The 14050-nt window shown below is 73.0% G+C and carries 16 protein-coding genes; all 16 read right to left on the bottom strand.

Features of this window, described 5'->3' with window-relative positions:
• Positions 1-157 precede the first annotated feature (157 nt).
• Positions 158-1414, bottom strand: coding sequence for a flagellar hook protein FlgE (locus tag ACI79K_RS15685; protein WP_456600136.1), 1257 nt, complete (start codon positions 1412-1414; stop codon positions 158-160).
• Positions 1415-1481: 67 nt separating this feature from the next.
• Positions 1482-1904, bottom strand: coding sequence for a flagellar hook assembly protein FlgD (locus ACI79K_RS15680; RefSeq protein ID WP_456600135.1), 423 nt, complete (start codon positions 1902-1904; stop codon positions 1482-1484).
• A 16-nt stretch (positions 1905-1920) separates the two neighbouring features.
• Complete coding sequence (locus ACI79K_RS15675) at positions 1921-3285, bottom strand: flagellar hook-length control protein FliK (RefSeq protein ID WP_456600134.1); 1365 nt, start codon at positions 3283-3285, stop codon at positions 1921-1923.
• Positions 3282-4235: a transglycosylase SLT domain-containing protein gene (locus tag ACI79K_RS15670; protein ID WP_456600133.1), complete on the bottom strand. Its 954-nt coding sequence runs from the start codon at positions 4233-4235 to the stop codon at positions 3282-3284. The genes ACI79K_RS15675 and ACI79K_RS15670 overlap by 4 nt, the downstream gene beginning before the upstream one ends.
• A complete protein-coding gene (locus ACI79K_RS15665) occupies positions 4223-4681 on the bottom strand; it encodes a flagellar FliJ family protein (RefSeq protein ID WP_456600132.1) in 459 nt (152 codons plus the stop codon). Before ACI79K_RS15665 ends, ACI79K_RS15670 begins: the two co-directional genes overlap by 13 nt.
• Positions 4678-5988: a FliI/YscN family ATPase gene (locus tag ACI79K_RS15660; RefSeq protein ID WP_456600131.1), complete on the bottom strand. Its 1311-nt coding sequence runs from the start codon at positions 5986-5988 to the stop codon at positions 4678-4680. The genes ACI79K_RS15665 and ACI79K_RS15660 overlap by 4 nt, the downstream gene beginning before the upstream one ends.
• A complete protein-coding gene (locus ACI79K_RS15655; protein ID WP_456600130.1) occupies positions 5985-6863 on the bottom strand; it encodes a FliH/SctL family protein in 879 nt (292 codons plus the stop codon). The genes ACI79K_RS15660 and ACI79K_RS15655 overlap by 4 nt, the downstream gene beginning before the upstream one ends.
• A complete protein-coding gene (gene fliG, locus ACI79K_RS15650; protein ID WP_456600129.1) occupies positions 6847-7905 on the bottom strand; it encodes a flagellar motor switch protein FliG in 1059 nt (352 codons plus the stop codon). The genes ACI79K_RS15655 and fliG overlap by 17 nt, the downstream gene beginning before the upstream one ends.
• Positions 7902-9497, bottom strand: coding sequence for a flagellar basal-body MS-ring/collar protein FliF (gene fliF / locus ACI79K_RS15645; protein WP_456600128.1), 1596 nt, complete (start codon positions 9495-9497; stop codon positions 7902-7904). The genes fliG and fliF overlap by 4 nt, the downstream gene beginning before the upstream one ends.
• Positions 9497-9811: a flagellar hook-basal body complex protein FliE gene (locus ACI79K_RS15640; protein ID WP_456600127.1), complete on the bottom strand. Its 315-nt coding sequence runs from the start codon at positions 9809-9811 to the stop codon at positions 9497-9499. Before ACI79K_RS15640 ends, fliF begins: the two co-directional genes overlap by 1 nt.
• Positions 9811-10215: a flagellar basal body rod protein FlgC gene (gene flgC, locus ACI79K_RS15635; RefSeq protein ID WP_456600126.1), complete on the bottom strand. Its 405-nt coding sequence runs from the start codon at positions 10213-10215 to the stop codon at positions 9811-9813. Before flgC ends, ACI79K_RS15640 begins: the two co-directional genes overlap by 1 nt.
• Positions 10216-10217: 2 nt before the next feature.
• Entirely contained in the window at positions 10218-10565 is a 348-nt protein-coding gene (gene flgB / locus ACI79K_RS15630; RefSeq protein ID WP_456600125.1) for a flagellar basal body rod protein FlgB, read from the bottom strand.
• A 463-nt stretch (positions 10566-11028) separates the two neighbouring features.
• A complete protein-coding gene (locus tag ACI79K_RS15625) occupies positions 11029-11457 on the bottom strand; it encodes a hypothetical protein (RefSeq protein ID WP_456600124.1) in 429 nt (142 codons plus the stop codon).
• The gene (gene fliS, locus ACI79K_RS15620) at positions 11454-11840 is read right to left on the bottom strand and encodes a flagellar export chaperone FliS (RefSeq protein ID WP_456600123.1); all 387 of its coding nucleotides are present in this window, start codon (positions 11838-11840) and stop codon (positions 11454-11456) included. The genes ACI79K_RS15625 and fliS overlap by 4 nt, the downstream gene beginning before the upstream one ends.
• 49 nt (positions 11841-11889) lie before the next feature.
• Positions 11890-13245: a flagellar filament capping protein FliD gene (gene fliD / locus ACI79K_RS15615; RefSeq protein ID WP_456600122.1), complete on the bottom strand. Its 1356-nt coding sequence runs from the start codon at positions 13243-13245 to the stop codon at positions 11890-11892.
• A 121-nt stretch (positions 13246-13366) separates the two neighbouring features.
• Positions 13367-14050, bottom strand: a 684-nt coding sequence (locus ACI79K_RS15610; RefSeq protein ID WP_456600121.1) for a flagellin, incomplete at its 5' end; no start/stop codon positions are given.

The following is a 14050-nucleotide window of genomic DNA, read 5'->3' as shown; positions in this document are numbered from 1 at the left end:
GGTCACCCCGAGGGGTGACCGGGCCGCCGCTGACGAGCTGGAACGGCCTCCCTGCAGGGCCCCGCGCTGAGCTTGCGGAGCGTGGGGGCAGCCGAAGGACCCGCCTGCCCCCCACCGCTCGCACGCTCGCAGCGGGGCCCTGCAGACGGGCCGAGCATCAGCGCTTGAGGTTCACCAGGTCCTGGAGGATCTCGTCGGAGGCGGTGATCACCCGGCTGTTCGCCTGGAAGCCGCGCTGGGCGACGATCAGGCTGGTGAACTCCTCGGAGAGGTCGACGTTGGACATCTCCAGGGCTCCGGAAACCAGGTTGCCCCGGCCGCCGGCCCCGGCGACGCCGATCATCGCCGCGCCGGAGTTCTGGGCCACGCGGAACGAGGAGTTGCCGGCCTTCTCCAGGCCGCTCGGGTTGTTGAACGAGGCCATCGCCAGCTGACCCAGGTTCTGCCGCAGCCCGTTGGAGTAGGTCCCGGTGATGGTGCCGTCGTTCGACAGCTCGAAGCCCTGGAGGGTGCCCTGCGCGTACCCGTCGACGTCGGTCGGCACTACCTCGCTCTTGCCGCCGAACTGGGTCAGGGCGCCCAGGTTGATCGTCACCGGGTCCGGCCACGCCGGAGTCCGTGCATCGGGCGTGAAGGTGACCGGACCCGCCGGGGCGGTCATCTCGCCCGTCACCGGGTCGAATCGGACGAGGCCGTCGAAGCTCAACGGCAGCGCCGGAGGAGGGGTGGCAGGATCGTCGTCGTCGTCGCCGTTGTTGACCGTCAACCGCCACTCGTTGGCGGCTTCCTTGGTGAACGTGTAGGTGACCTGCTGCGCGACACCCATCTGGTCGTACATGCGGACCGGCGTCTGCACGAACGCGCCGACGTCGGCGGCGGAGTCCAGGTTGCCGCCGAGGGTCGAGTCCCGGGTGGATCGCGGGGGCACCGCAGCGCCGTAGGGCACGGTCAGGTCGGCGACTGGCCCGTTCGGGTTGATGACGCCGGCGGCGTCGGCCACCCAGCCCTGCAGGATGCTGCCGTCCGGGGTCACCAGCCGGCCGTTGGCGTCGAAGTCGAACGAGCCGGCCCGGGTGTACAGCTGCTCCCCGCCGGGCCCGGTGGTCACGAAGAAGCCGTCGCCCTCGATCATGAAGTCGGTCGAGCGGCCGGTCGACTGGGCGGCCCCGTTCGTCCAGTTGGTGGTGACGGCGGCGAGCTTGACCCCCAGGCCGATCTGGGCGGGGTTCGTGCCGCCCCGGTCCTCGGCCGGGGCGCCACCGGCGCGCACGACCTGGGACAGCGTGTCCTGGAAGACGGTGGCGCTGCTCTTGAAGCCGACGGTGTTGACGTTGGCGATGTTGTTGCCGGTGACGTCCATCTTGGTCTGGTGCGCACGCAGACCGGAGATGGCGGAGAACATGGAACGGAGCATCGGGGATCTCCTCCGGGTGGGGTCTCGGGGTGGGGGAGTGCGGGTCGGCGCGGGGTCGTGGTGGGGGTCAGCGGGTGCCGACGTCGGTGATCCGGCCGAGCGGCACCGCGACACCGCCCACGGTCGCCACCGCCTCGGCCTCGTCGGTGCCCAGCCGGACGGAGCTGACGACGCCGGTTCGCGCGGCCCCGCTCTCGTCGGTGTAGGTCACCGTCTGGCCGACCATCGCGCCGGCGCTGCTCGAGCGCTGCAGCGCCAGCATCGAGGCGTTCTGCTTCGCCAACTGCTCCAGCTTCTCGACCTGGCTGAAGGTGGCCGTCTGCGCCATGAGCTGGTTCGTGTCGGCGGGGTTGCTCGGGTCCTGGTACTTCATCTGGGCCACGAGGAGCTTGAGGAAGGTGTCCTTCCCCATCTGGTCCCCGCGCTCCACGGAGCTCGTGGCGCTGTAGGTGGCGGTGGTGCCGGCGGCACCACCGACTGCGTCCGGCATGAGGTGACTCCTTCTCTCAGGCGAGCACGTCCACGCCGGACGACGTGGATCGCATGCGGGGCGGGGGCGGTCCCTCTTCCCCGCTATCGGCAGTCCGCTGCCCGGAACGGAACCGTTCGTCGGTCCCGTCGGAGGCCGGCCCCCGACCGCCGGAACCCTGCTGCGCATGCTGCTCGGCGGCGTGCCGGGCCAGCCAGGAGCCACCGGCGTCGGCGTCGACCTCGACCCGCGAGGGGCTGAGCCCGGCGGACTCGAGGTCGCGGCGGAGCTCGGGGAGGGCGTCCAGGAGCGCGGCACGGCCGAGCTCGTGAGCGCCGCGCAGGGTGAGGTCGAGGCCCCCCTGGCCGACGGTCACCTTCACCTCGACCGGGCCGAGGTTCTCGGGGGTGAGCACCAGCGTCATCGTGTGCGAGCCGTCGCCCGCCCCGCTGAGCACCGCCACCTGCCGGGCCACCTGACCGGAGACCGGCAGCGTCGCCCCGGTGCCGGTCGCCGCGCTGGACTCGGTGACCGGGGCGGCAGCAGTCACCTGGCCGGGGGCCGGGACGGAGCCGGTGGTGCCCGGAGCGACCGGGGAGTCGTGGCCGGTTGTCCCGGCACCAGCGTCCGGGAGGGACGCGGCGACGGCTGCCCGGGGCTCCCCGCCCGGTCCGCCGCCGTCCGCCGACGCGGCGCCGTCGGCGGCGGCCCCGGCCGGGCGCAGCGGCGCACCCGGACCCTCGGGCGCCTCGCCCGGCACGCCGGCGACGGCGCCCGTGGCGGTTGTGGTGGCCTCGCCGCCCGGGCCGCCCGAGGCGGACACCACCACGGAGAGCGGCGCGGCCGACTGCGCCGTGGCGGCGCCCGCCGGTGCACCGGACCCGGCCGCCACCGGTGCGGCTGTCGCGTGCACGACCGGGGTGGTCGGTGCCGTGGGGAAAGCCGCCGCCGCGGGCGTGCCCGGGGGAGGAACGGGGCCGGGAACGATCGCGGCGCCGGGCTCGGTCGCGGCGGCCGCGGCCCCTGCCCCGACGCCCGCGGCGAGGGCGGCGCTGCCGGCCGCCACCGTGCCGGTGGTCGGCCCGGCCGCGGTGGAGCCCGCGGTCGAGCCCGTGGCGCTGCCGAGTACCAGGGCCCACAGCGCCGCAGCCACCCCGGCGGCGGTGTCGACGACGGTGACGGCGTCGGCTCCTGCCTCCCCGGTGGCCGCTCCGTCCTCGCCGGGGGTGGCGTCGCCGGAGGACGGCCGTCCCCCCTCGCCGCCAACCGGGCCGGGACCGCCGGACAGCGCGCCGTCCAGGGCCGAGGCGAAGGGTGCTGCGCTGTCGCTGGAGCCGCCCGGCGAGGCGCCGGCCGGAGCGGCCCGGGGAGCCGGGGCAGCGGTGGTCACGGGAGCGGTCATCGGTAGGCCTCCGCCTTGCTCATCACGGACCGGACGTAGTTCTGGGTCTCCGGGTAGGGCGGGATGCCGCCGTACCGGCTCACCGTCCCGGGCCCGGAGTTGTACGCCGCCAGCGCCAGCTCGGTGGAGCCGAACTGCCTGGTCAGGCTGCTGAGGTAGCGGGCCGCACCGTCGATCGCCGAGGCCGGGTCGAGCGCGTCGACCCCCAGGCCGCGGGCGGTGGCCGGCATGAACTGCATGAGGCCCTGCGCGCCGGCGGGGGAGACGGCCGAGGAGTTGAAGCCGGACTCCTGCTGGGCCACCGCGGCGAGCAGCGGGGCGTCGACGCCGTGCCTGCTCGCGGCGCGCGTGAACAGGTCGGCGTACGGCACCCCGGCCAGCGTGCTCGCGGTGGCCGGGGCCACCGTGGTCGCGCCGGCCGGTTCGGGGAGGACCCGGCGGATCACGGTGGGGTTGCCGACCGCCTGCACCTTCACCGTCTCACCGGCCTGCGGCGCGGCGATCATCTGCCCGTTGCCGAGGTAGATGCCCACGTGGTCGATCCCGGCCCGCGACGAGGAGTGGTCGAAGAACACCAGGTCACCCGGGCGCGCGGAGGCGAGCGAGGCGACGGCCTTGCCGGCGGTGGCCTGCTGCGAGGAGGTGCGGGGCAGGTCGATACCGAGGTTGCTGTACACGAGCTGGGTGAAGCCCGAGCAGTCCAGCCCCTTGCTCGGGTCGGTCCCGCCCCACAGGTAAGGGACGCCCAGGTACTTCTGCGCCTCGCTCACCACCGCGCTCTCCGAAGCGGTGCCGCCGGTGTTCGAGTAGCTGCTGACCGTCGAGCTGCCGGTCAGCCCGGCGGCGCTGGCGGCCGAGGCCCAGGCGGCCGACGTCGTGGTGCTGGTGACCGCGGAGATGCGGGCCTGGATCTCGCCGATGCGGGCCTGGATCGCGCTCAGTCCGTCCATGCCTGCTCCTCCTCCCCGGTGCGGGTCGACCGGCCGGCGCGGCCGGTGACCAGGTCATCGGCCGCGCGCTCCTCGGCGACGTCGGCGGCGTGCTGCTGGGCCTGCCGGTGCCGTTCGGCGAGTCGCTCGAGCGCCTTGGTGCGGCGCGCGGCGGCGGTCCACTCGGCCCGGACGGCCTCGGCCTGCTCCGCCTGCGCGGTGGCCAGTGACCGGGCGTCGGCGGCGTCGGTGGCCGCCGTGCGCAGCAGCACCATGGCTGCCACGAACGAGCCGGCAGGCAGGGACGGCGGCAGCACGGCGCCGGCCAGCGCCGTCTCCTGCTCGGTGGCCCGCCGGGCGGCGTCGGCGGCGGCGTTCGCGGCGGCGTTCGCGGCGGCCGCCGCCGCCCGCTCCTCGCTCCGGCGCAGCTCCAGGACGGGCTGCAGCCGGAAGGCGGTGCGCTTCACCCGCCCCTCACGATCCGCTGCAGCCAGGCCCACGCCTCGGCGGCCGACGTCGACTCACCGAGCGGCTGCTGCAGGAAGGCGTCGATCTGCGGCGCCAGTTGGCGGGCGCGGTCGACCAGCGGGTCGCTGCCGTCCTGGTAGGCCCCGATCTCGATCAGCTCCCGGACGTCGCGCAGCGCGCCCATGAGGCGGCGGACCTCGCGGGCGTCGGCCATCTGCGCCGGGGGCACCACCGCGCCGGCGACGCGGGAGATCGACTCGAGCACGTCGATCGCGGGGAAGTGGCCGGTCGTGGCCAGCTTGCGGGTGAGGACGATGTGCCCGTCGAGGATCGAGCGCGCGGTGTCGGCGATGGGCTCGTTGTGGTCGTCGCCCTCGACGAGCACCGTGTAGAGGCCGGTGATCGACCCGGTCACACCGGTGCCGGCCTTCTCCAGCAGCTGCGGCATCATCGCGAAGACGCTCGGCGGGTAGCCCCGGGTGGCCGGCGGTTCGCCGGCCGACAGCCCGACCTCGCGCTGGGCCATGGCGGTGCGGGTGATCGAGTCCATCAGCAGCAGGACGTCGCGGCCCTCGTCGCGGAACGCCTCGGCGATGCGGGTGGCGACGAACGCGGCCTTGAGCCGGACCAGCGGCGGCTCGTCGGAGGTGGCGACGACGACGACGGTGCGGGCCAGCCCCTCCGGGCCCAGGTTCTCCTCGATGAACTCGCGCACCTCGCGGCCCCGCTCGCCGATCAGCCCGATGACTCGGACGTCGGCGTCGGTGCCGCGGGTGATCTGGGCGAGCAGGCTGGACTTGCCGACGCCGGAGCCGGCGAAGATGCCCAGACGCTGGCCCTTGCCGCAGGGGACCAGCGTGTCCAGGGCACGCACGCCGAAGCTGAGCGGCTGCTCCACGCGGGCGCGCGAGAGGGCGTGCGGCGTCACGGTCTCCAGGTCCACCCAGGACACACGGCCGTCGAGGGACGGTCCGCCGTCCACCGGCCGGCCGAGCCCGTCGAGGACGCGGCCGAGCAGCTGCTCACCCACCGGCACCTGCAGCGGCCGCCCCGTGGCGCGCACCGGGGCGCCGGCGTGCACGCCGGACAGCCCGCCCAGCGGCATGCAGGTGAGCCGGTCGCGGCCGACGGCGACGACTTCGGCGAGGAGCCGGCGTGCGGTGGGGTCGACCTCGACGAGGTCGCCCACGGCCGCGGTGACGCCGTCGACGCTGAGGGTCAGCCCCATCGCACCGGTCACGACGCCGGTCACCTGCGGGCGGGCGGCCGCGCGGGCGCGCTCGACGACGCCGGGCGGGACGGTCATGCGCCCAGCACCTCCTGCACGCGCTGCAGCGCCGTACCCAGCTGGGCGTCGATCCGCCGGGGGCCGGACTCGGCGACGGCGCCGGCCCGCTCCACCGACGGGTCGGCGACCACCCGCACCGTGTCGGGCAGCTCGGCGAGCGCCTCGGCGGGCACCTCGGCGACGTCGTCCGGGTGCAGCCGCACGATCGTCGGGGCGTCGGCGGGGCAGAAGGTGAGGGCGCGGCGGACCGCGTCCATCACCGGGTCGGCGGCCAGCGCGAGCTCCCGGCCGAGGAGGTCCTCGACGAGGGCGAGCACGGTGCCCACGATCGAGTCGCGGATGTCGTCGGCCACCGGGCGGGCGGCCTCCTCCACCTCCCGCGCGGCGGCGCCGAGCGCGGCGGTCGCGGAGACCAGCCGACGCTCCCACCGGGCCTGGACCTCGGCCAGTCGCTCCTGGGCGTCGCGCTCGACCTCGGCCACGACTGACTCCGCGGCCAGCAGGCCCTCGGCGTGGCCGGCGGCGAAGCCCTCGGTGCGGGCCTGGGCCCGCAGCCGTGCCAGCTCCTCGGCGTACACGTCACCGAGCCGGAAGGACGGCTTGCTGCCGGCGACCGGCTGGTCCTCGGCGCGGCGCACGCTCGTCCGCCGTTCGACCGGGGAGGGCTGGGCGGGGACGGCGGGGGAGGAGGGCGCCGGGGTGGCCACGGCCGGCCAGGCCGGCACCGGGATGCTGGCGGTCCGGGCGGCCGGGACGACCGCGACCCGCGGGTCCGCGGGGGCGCCGCGCTCGGCCATGATCTCCCGGTAGGGGCGGGCCAGCGCCGCGGAGCCGCCGCGCAGGACCGCGCCCTCCCGGGGTGGCCGGTGACCGGTATCAGGAGACGAACTCATCGTCCCCGCCGCGGTTGATGGTCAGCACACCCTGCTCCTCGAGCGTGCGGATGACCGCGACGACCTTGGCCTGGGCCTCCTCGACCGTGCGGGTGCGCACCGGGCCGAGCAGCTCGATCTCCTCGCTGAGGTTCTCGGCCGCGCGCTCGGAGAGGTTCCGCTTGATCTTGTCCTGCACGTCGGGCCGCACACCCTTGAGCGCGGTGGCCAGGTCGTTGGCCTCCACCTCGCGCAGCACCAGCTGCAGGGAGCGGTCGTCGATGGTGACGATGTCCTCGAAGACGAACATCTGCGAACGGACCTGGTCGGCCAGCTCCGGATCGGTGTTGTCGAGCCACTCGAGGATGGAACGCTCGGTCGGCCGCGGGGAGCGGTTGATGATCTCGACGAGGGTCTCGACACCGCCGACGGTGGTCATGTCCTGGTGCGCCAGGATCGACCCCATCCGGCGGCCGAGCTCCTCCTCGACCAGCCGCACCATCTCCGGCGAGGTGCGGTCCATCATGGCGATGCGGTGGGCGACCTCGGCCTGCTGCTCGGGTGCGAACCCGGAGAGCACCTCGGCCGACTGCGCGGCCGTGAGGTGGGCGAGGACCAGGGCGATGATCTGCGCGTGCTCGTCCTTGAGGAAGGTGACCAGCTGCCGCACGTCGGCGTTGCGCAGGGAGGCGAACGGCACCTCGGTGTAGACGACGTTGAGCCGCGACAGGATGCCCTCTGCCTTGTCCTGTCCGAGCCCTGCCGCGAGGATCTCGCGGGCGAACTCGACACCGCCGCGGCCGACGAACTGCTGCGCGGTCATCAGGTGGTGGAACTCGCGCATGACGCCGTCGACGTCCTCGAGCTCCACCGAGCCCAGCTTCATCAGCTCGCGGGTGAGCGCCTCGACCTCCCGGGGCCGCAGCTGGGCGAGCAGGACGCCAGCCTCCTCCTTGCTCATCTGGGCGAGGAACACCGCGGCCTTGCGCAGGCCGGGCAGCTCCGGGCGCGGCGGTACGGCGACGGCCGCGCCGGGCACCGTGGGGATGCTCGCGAGGGTCATGACTTGCCCTCGCCCAGCCAGCCGCGCAGCATCGCCGCGACCTCGTCGGGACGTTCGCTGACCATGGTCGAGATCTCCCCTCGGACCTTCGCCCGTTCGGCGGCCTCCAGCTCCAGCGCGGCGTTGTCCGGCTCGACCACCTGCCGGGTGCTGGCCACGCGCAGGCGGTCCAGCTCGGCGAGCACGTCGTCGTCGAGCTCGAGCGCCTCGTAGTCCTCGTCGTCCTCGTCGTCCTCGCGGCGGCGCGAGCGCAGCCAGACGATGAGGACGACCAGCGCGATGCCCGCGGCGATGCCACCGGTGCGGATCATCGACCACATCTGCTCGGCGGCCTCGGCCTCGCGTGCGGCCTCCATCGCCGCGGCGGCGTTTTCGGCGGCGGTGGCGTCGAAGGGCAGCGCGGCGACCGTGATGTCGTCGCCGCGCGCCTCGTCCAGGCCGACGGCGGTGACCATCAGGTCGGTCATCTGCTGCTGGTTCAGGTTGCCGGCGACCGCTTCGTCCATGACGACGGAGACGGTGAGCCGATTCAGGGTCCCGGGGGCGTCGTCGACGACCTCGACGGTCTTCCCGACGGCGTTGTTGGCCGTCGTCGACTCCTTGTTGTACGTGGACTCGCCGCCGGCGTTCTCCGCGGCGTCGGGCATGTTCTCCGGGCCCAGGATGCCGCCCACCGGGGTGCCGGCGCCGACGTACTCCTCGATGGTCGTCTGCTCGGAGAGGGGTGGCGTGCCCTCCTCGAACTGGTAGGTCTCGGTGGTGGTGTTGCGCTGGGCCAGGTCGACGTCGGCGCGGACCGACACGACCGCCTTGCCGGGACCGACCACCTGGTCGAGGATCTTCTGGGCGTTCGCGGCCAGCCGGTTCTCGTAGTCCTGCTCCACCTGGGAGCGGGCGTCGCCGGCGGCCGCGGTGACGCCCGTGCCGGCGGCCGAGAGCACCTGGCCGGTCGAGTCGGCCACCGTGACCTGGTCGGGCTCCATGTCCTGGATGCTCGAGGAGACCAGGTTGGTGACCGCCTGGATCTGCTCGCCCGTGAGTGCGGTACCCGGGGCCAGGTCGAGCAGCACCGACGCCGTCGGCACGGCCTTGTCGGCGACGAACACCTCGTCCTTGGGCAGGGCGACGTGCACGACGGCGGAGTTGACGCCTGCCAGCGCCTTCAGCGTGTTGGCCAGCTCGCCCTCCAGGGCGCGCTGGTAGGTCACCTGCTGCTGGAACTCGCTGGTGGTGATGCCCTGCTCGTCCAGCAGCGCGTAGCCCGTGCCCTGGCCGGCGGGCAGACCCTTGCCGCTCATGGCCAGGCGGAGGTCGTAGACCTTGTCCTTGGCGACCATGATCGTGCCGTTGCCGTCGGCCAGGTCGTACTCGACGCCCTGGGCGTTCAGCTCCTCGACGATCGCCGAGGCGTCGGTGGCGGCGAGGTTCGAGAACAGCGGGGCCTGTGTCGGCGTGGTGATCCAGCTGTAGAAGAAGAACCCGCCGAGGGTCAGCCCGGCGAGCAGCAGGCCGATGACGACCTTCTGCCCGGCGCTGACCGTCTCGAACGTGGAGCGGGCACGCTCCAGCGTCCCGGCGAGTGCCGACTTCATCAGATCTGCATCCTCATGATCTCGTTGAAGGCCGCGACGGCCTGGTTCTTGATCGCCACGACCATCTCGGTGGCCACGCCGGACTCAGCGCTGGCGATCATGTAGTCGTGGACGTCCTTCAGGTCGCCCGTGGCGGCCTGCACCCCCAGTTCGGCGGTCACCGACTGGGTGGCCTGGAGCTTGTCGAAGGTGGAGGCGAGGACGGCGGCGAAGCCGTCTGCGCCCTCGGTGGTGGGAACGCCGCGGGTGCTGCCGGCGACACCGCTGGCCGCACCGACGCCGACCGGGGTGATGCCGCCGAGCGGGATCGTCATCAGCGCTTCCCGAGCTGCAGGGCCGCCTGGTAGGCGTTCGTCGCCCGCTCGACGACGGCGAGGTTCGCCTGGTAGCCGCGCTGCGCCATCATCATGTGCGTCATCTGGTCACCCAGGTCGATGTCCGGGTACTTGACGTAGCCCTCGGCGTCGGCCAGCGGGTGATCGGGTTCGTAGACCATGCGGCCCTCGGGGTCGCCGAACTCCGCGCGGGCCACCCGCACGCCGCCCTCGCCGGTTCCGTAGTCCACGGCCTCCGCGACCACGAGCCGCGCCTGGAAGGCGTCCTCGTCGGTGCGCCGCACCGTGTTGATGTTCGCGATGTTGTCGGCGGCGGCATCGAGCCACTTCCGGTGCGTCATCAGCCCGGACTGCGAGATGCTCAGGGCCTGGAACATGCTCATGATCAGGACGTCCTCAGTGCCGTGCGGATCGAGTTGTACTTGCCGTCGAGCGCGGTGAGCGCCAGCTGGTAGCGCAGTCCCGTCTCGGTGGCGATGACCGTCTCCGCGTCGAGGTTGACGTTGTTGCCGTTGGTGTTCGTCGGCTCCAGGGAGCGCGCTGTGGTGCCGCCGGAGATCTCCGGGGTGGTCCCGTCGCGCACGGCCTGGCGCAGCGACGTCTCGAAGTCGGTCCGCCCGGCCAGGAAGCCGGGGGTGTTGACGTTCGCGATGTTGTCGGCGGTGACGCGCTGCCGCTGCGCGAGCCCGGCGAGCGCAGCCTTGAGGACCGGTGTGCCGACGTCGCCGATCATCGGGCGGCTCGCCGGCGGGTGGAGCAGGACACGATCGACCTCCGGGTACGCGGAAGACACTCGCGAACGAGTGCTGGGCCGCCGATCCATGGCGAAGGTGGTGCTCTCCGTGCACGTGCTCCATCGGCAGCCGGCCGGTGCCGCCTGACCGCTGTTCCGCCACACGAGGGACGGCAGGGACCGGATGGGTGAACCGTGGCGGATGTGACCAGCGGTGACCCGGCCGTGTCCCGAGCCGACCGGGACGGGGGGGAGTTGGCACCTTCCGCACGGTCGCCGCGCCTGCAGGGCGGATGCACGGCAGACAAGACGAACGCCCCGCCGCCGGGAGCCGGCGACGGGGCGGACGTGTGGAGAGCGGGTCAGCGAGCGAGCGGTGGCGGGCGGCTCGATTCCGGAAAGCTCGGAAGGCCACGTCGGTGACGCGGCGTGCCGGGCAGTGGTGCGGTCGGGGCGGGCGGCCTCAGAGTCCGCGGTCGATGAACGAGGGCACGGGCCGCTCGGCGCCGTAGGACATGCGCGCGGCGACGTCGCGCTGCTTCTGGGACTGGGTGATCCGCTCGACGAGCGCCTCGGCGACCGCCAGCTGGTGCTGCAGCAGCCGCGCGGCCCGCTCGCGCAGGTCGGCCGGGAGGGGGCCCAGCCCGGACGGCGGCACCCAGTCGGTGCTGCGCCGTCCCCACGCGGCGATCTCCTCGGCCCGGCCCCGGGCGAGGCTCTCCTGGGCGTCGAGGACGTCGCCCTCGAGCTGGTCGAGGGCCTCCTTCCAGTCGGCAGGCGGCTGCCGGTCGCCGGACGTCGAGCTGCCGGAGGCGTTCGGCCGGGCGGCGGGCTGGTATGGGCTGGTGCCGAAGCCGGCCGCGGCCGCACCGCTGACCGGGCCAACGGTCATGACGCGACGCCCGCCAAGGAGGCGGCTGCCTGCCGCCACGCGTCGCGCAGCGGCTCGACGACCGCTCGGCAGGAGGCGATGCGGTTGGCGTCGAGCTTGAGGTTGGCCTGCACGAGCTCGCCCATCAGCCAGTTGTAGAGGGCAGCCAGGCGCGGACCGCCCTCCCACAGGTCGACCTGCAGGCTCGACAGCAGCTCGAGGACGATCGCCTGGGCGTGCTGGAGCTCCTCGTTGACCCGTGCGCGGTCGCCCTCGGCGACGGCCACCTGCGCCCGCTCGAGGTCGAGGGCCAGCCGGTCGTACAGCATCACCAGCACCTGCTGCGGCGAGGCGGTGGCGACGGCGTCGCCGAGGTAGCGGGCGCGGAGGGATGCGGCACTCATCGGGAGATCTCCTGGAGCGTGGGGACGGCGTTGCGGACGTCGGGCCGGGTCAGGACGAGGGGAGGGAGTTGAGTTGGCCGGCCAGCCAGTTGGACTGGTTCTGGAGCGAGCTCAGCGCGGTCTCCATCGCGGTGAACTGCCGGGTGAGGGCGGCCTTGCGCTTGGCCAACCGCACGTCCCACGCGGCGATGCGGTCTTGGATGTCGCGGGCCATGGAGTCCTGGCCCTTGGCCAGGGAGGTCAGCGTTCCCGTCGTGGCGTCCGAGGCGGTCTTAGCCACGCCGCGCAGCCGCTCGGCGATGCCCGGGACCGCTGCGACCGTGTTGCCGTTGGCGTCAGTGGTCTCGGGGGTTCCCACCATCAGCTTCTGGGCCAGCGCAGGGTCGTCCTTGAGTGCCGCGGTGAGCGTCTCCTTGGTGAACGTGAGCTTCCCGTCCCGGGTCAGCTCGAAGCCGATGCGCGCGGGGGAGTCCGCACCGACGGCCTGGGAGAGCGCCGACAGGATCTGACCGCTGATCTGGGTGACGGCGTACTCGCCACGCAGTGCGGCAGCGCTCCCGGGTGTGTTGTTCGTCTGCTTCTTGACCGTGTCCAGCGCCGAGTTCACCGCGTCGACGAGAGCGGAGACCTTGCCGGTGATGGCGTCGGGGTCCGACACCACGGCGACGGTGACCGGCTCGGGCTCCTTCTTGCTCACTGTGATGGTCGCGCCGGCGAGGACGCCCTCGAACGCGTTCGTGGGGGAGGAGACGACGTACGCGTCCTCGGTGCTGCCGACCGTGAGCTCGGCGTTCGTCCCGACGCTGGTCGTCTTGAAGGCCTCCCCGCCGGTGAGGCCGAAGGCGGCGTCCTTGCCGGAGCTGGCGGCGGAGACCTGGAGAGCGAACTGCCCGGTCCCGGTCTGGACCACCGAAGCGGTGATACCGAGGTCGCTGCCGTTGATCTTCTGCGCGACCTGAGTGAGCGACTCGGTACCGTCGAGGGCGATCGTGCCCTTCGTGGTGGTCCCGTCGGCGCTGGTGACGGTGATGTCGCCGAGGTCCGCCGCCGTTGTCGTCGATCCCCAGCGGGTCGTGCTCACCGTGGAGTGCGTCGCCGCCACCGACGTGACGGTGAAGGTCAGCGAACCTGCGATGGCGTTCGTCCCGGCCGCGACCGTGACGCTTCCGGTGGAGCTGGTGCCCTTGGCGCTGGTCCACGTCTCGGGCTTGAGGGCGGTCTCCGCCGCCGTCGTGATGGCCTGCAGGGCCGTGTTGACGGTGCGGTACGCCCCGGCGGTGGTCTGTGCGGCGGACAGCTTGCTTCTGAGCGCGGTCTGTGGAGCGGCCTCGACCTGCATGAGCTGGGAGACCAGCGCTCCGGTGTCCATCCCGGAGACCAGGCCGGTGCTGATGCTCATCGTCATGTCACTGACTCCTGGACTGGTCGGGACGGGGGGGCGAGGGTGGTGAGGGAGGAGACCTGGCGGTCTCCTCCCTCACCGGGGTGCTGCTGAGGTGTCGTGCCTCAGCTGCTCAGTGCTGGGATCAGCGGAGCAGCGAGAGGACGCCCTGCGAGGCCTGGTTGGCCTGGGCGAGCATCGCGGTGCCGGCCTGGGACAGGATCTGGGAGCGGGTGAACCCGACCATCTCCTGGGCCATGTCGGCGTCCCGCACGCGGCTCTCGGACGCGGAGAGGTTCTCCACCGCGACGTTGAGCGAGTTGATGGTGCTCTCCAGGCGGTTCTGCGAGGCACCGAGGGTGGCGCGGGCGCCCGAGACCTTCTCGATCTGGGCATCGATGCTGGTCAGGTCGGCGGACGAGCTGGTGTAGGCCGTTGAGCCGTCGAGCTTCGCGCCGATGTCCTTGACCGCCTTGGCGACCGTCAGGACGTTGGTCATGGAGACAGAAACCGTCTCCCCACCGTTGGCACCGGTCTGGAACGTCAGCGACAGCGCCGGGTCGGTGTTGGCCGTGGGGTCGGTGGGGTCGATCGCCACGGTGCCGTCGCCCTGGAGGAGCTTGGTGCCGTTGAAGTCGGTGCGGGTGGCGATGTCGGCCAGCGCACCGGCGAGCTCGGTGATCTCGTCGCCGATGTAGCCGCCGGCGGTCGTGGTGACCACGCCGGTGTTGGAGGCCTGGACGGTGAGGTCGCGGACGCGCTGCAGGATGCTGTGCACCTCGGTGAGGGCACCTTCAGCGGTCTGGACGACGGAGACGCCGTCCTGGGC

It is taken from the genome of Blastococcus sp. SYSU DS0616 (assembly GCF_054051015.1).
This window is presented reverse-complemented; position numbering and strand designations above follow the sequence as displayed.

Excerpts from the sequence above, each read along its gene's own strand:
- ACI79K_RS15685 (WP_456600136.1), bottom strand. The coding sequence starts at position 1,414 with ATGCTCCGTTCCATGTTCTCCGCCATCTCCGGTCTGCGTGCGCACCAG.
- ACI79K_RS15680 (WP_456600135.1), bottom strand. The coding sequence starts at position 1,904 with ATGCCGGACGCAGTCGGTGGTGCCGCCGGCACCACCGCCACCTACAGC.
- ACI79K_RS15675 (WP_456600134.1), bottom strand. The coding sequence starts at position 3,285 with ATGACCGCTCCCGTGACCACCGCTGCCCCGGCTCCCCGGGCCGCTCCG.
- ACI79K_RS15670 (WP_456600133.1), bottom strand. The coding sequence starts at position 4,235 with ATGGACGGACTGAGCGCGATCCAGGCCCGCATCGGCGAGATCCAGGCC.
- ACI79K_RS15660 (WP_456600131.1), bottom strand. The coding sequence starts at position 5,988 with ATGACCGTCCCGCCCGGCGTCGTCGAGCGCGCCCGCGCGGCCGCCCGC.
- ACI79K_RS15655 (WP_456600130.1), bottom strand. The coding sequence starts at position 6,863 with ATGAGTTCGTCTCCTGATACCGGTCACCGGCCACCCCGGGAGGGCGCG.
- fliG (WP_456600129.1), bottom strand. The coding sequence starts at position 7,905 with ATGACCCTCGCGAGCATCCCCACGGTGCCCGGCGCGGCCGTCGCCGTA.
- fliF (WP_456600128.1), bottom strand. The coding sequence starts at position 9,497 with ATGAAGTCGGCACTCGCCGGGACGCTGGAGCGTGCCCGCTCCACGTTC.
- ACI79K_RS15640 (WP_456600127.1), bottom strand. The coding sequence starts at position 9,811 with ATGACGATCCCGCTCGGCGGCATCACCCCGGTCGGCGTCGGTGCGGCC.
- flgC (WP_456600126.1), bottom strand. The coding sequence starts at position 10,215 with ATGAGCATGTTCCAGGCCCTGAGCATCTCGCAGTCCGGGCTGATGACG.
- flgB (WP_456600125.1), bottom strand. The coding sequence starts at position 10,565 with ATGATCGGCGACGTCGGCACACCGGTCCTCAAGGCTGCGCTCGCCGGG.
- ACI79K_RS15625 (WP_456600124.1), bottom strand. The coding sequence starts at position 11,457 with ATGACCGTTGGCCCGGTCAGCGGTGCGGCCGCGGCCGGCTTCGGCACC.
- fliS (WP_456600123.1), bottom strand. The coding sequence starts at position 11,840 with ATGAGTGCCGCATCCCTCCGCGCCCGCTACCTCGGCGACGCCGTCGCC.
- fliD (WP_456600122.1), bottom strand. The coding sequence starts at position 13,245 with ATGACGATGAGCATCAGCACCGGCCTGGTCTCCGGGATGGACACCGGA.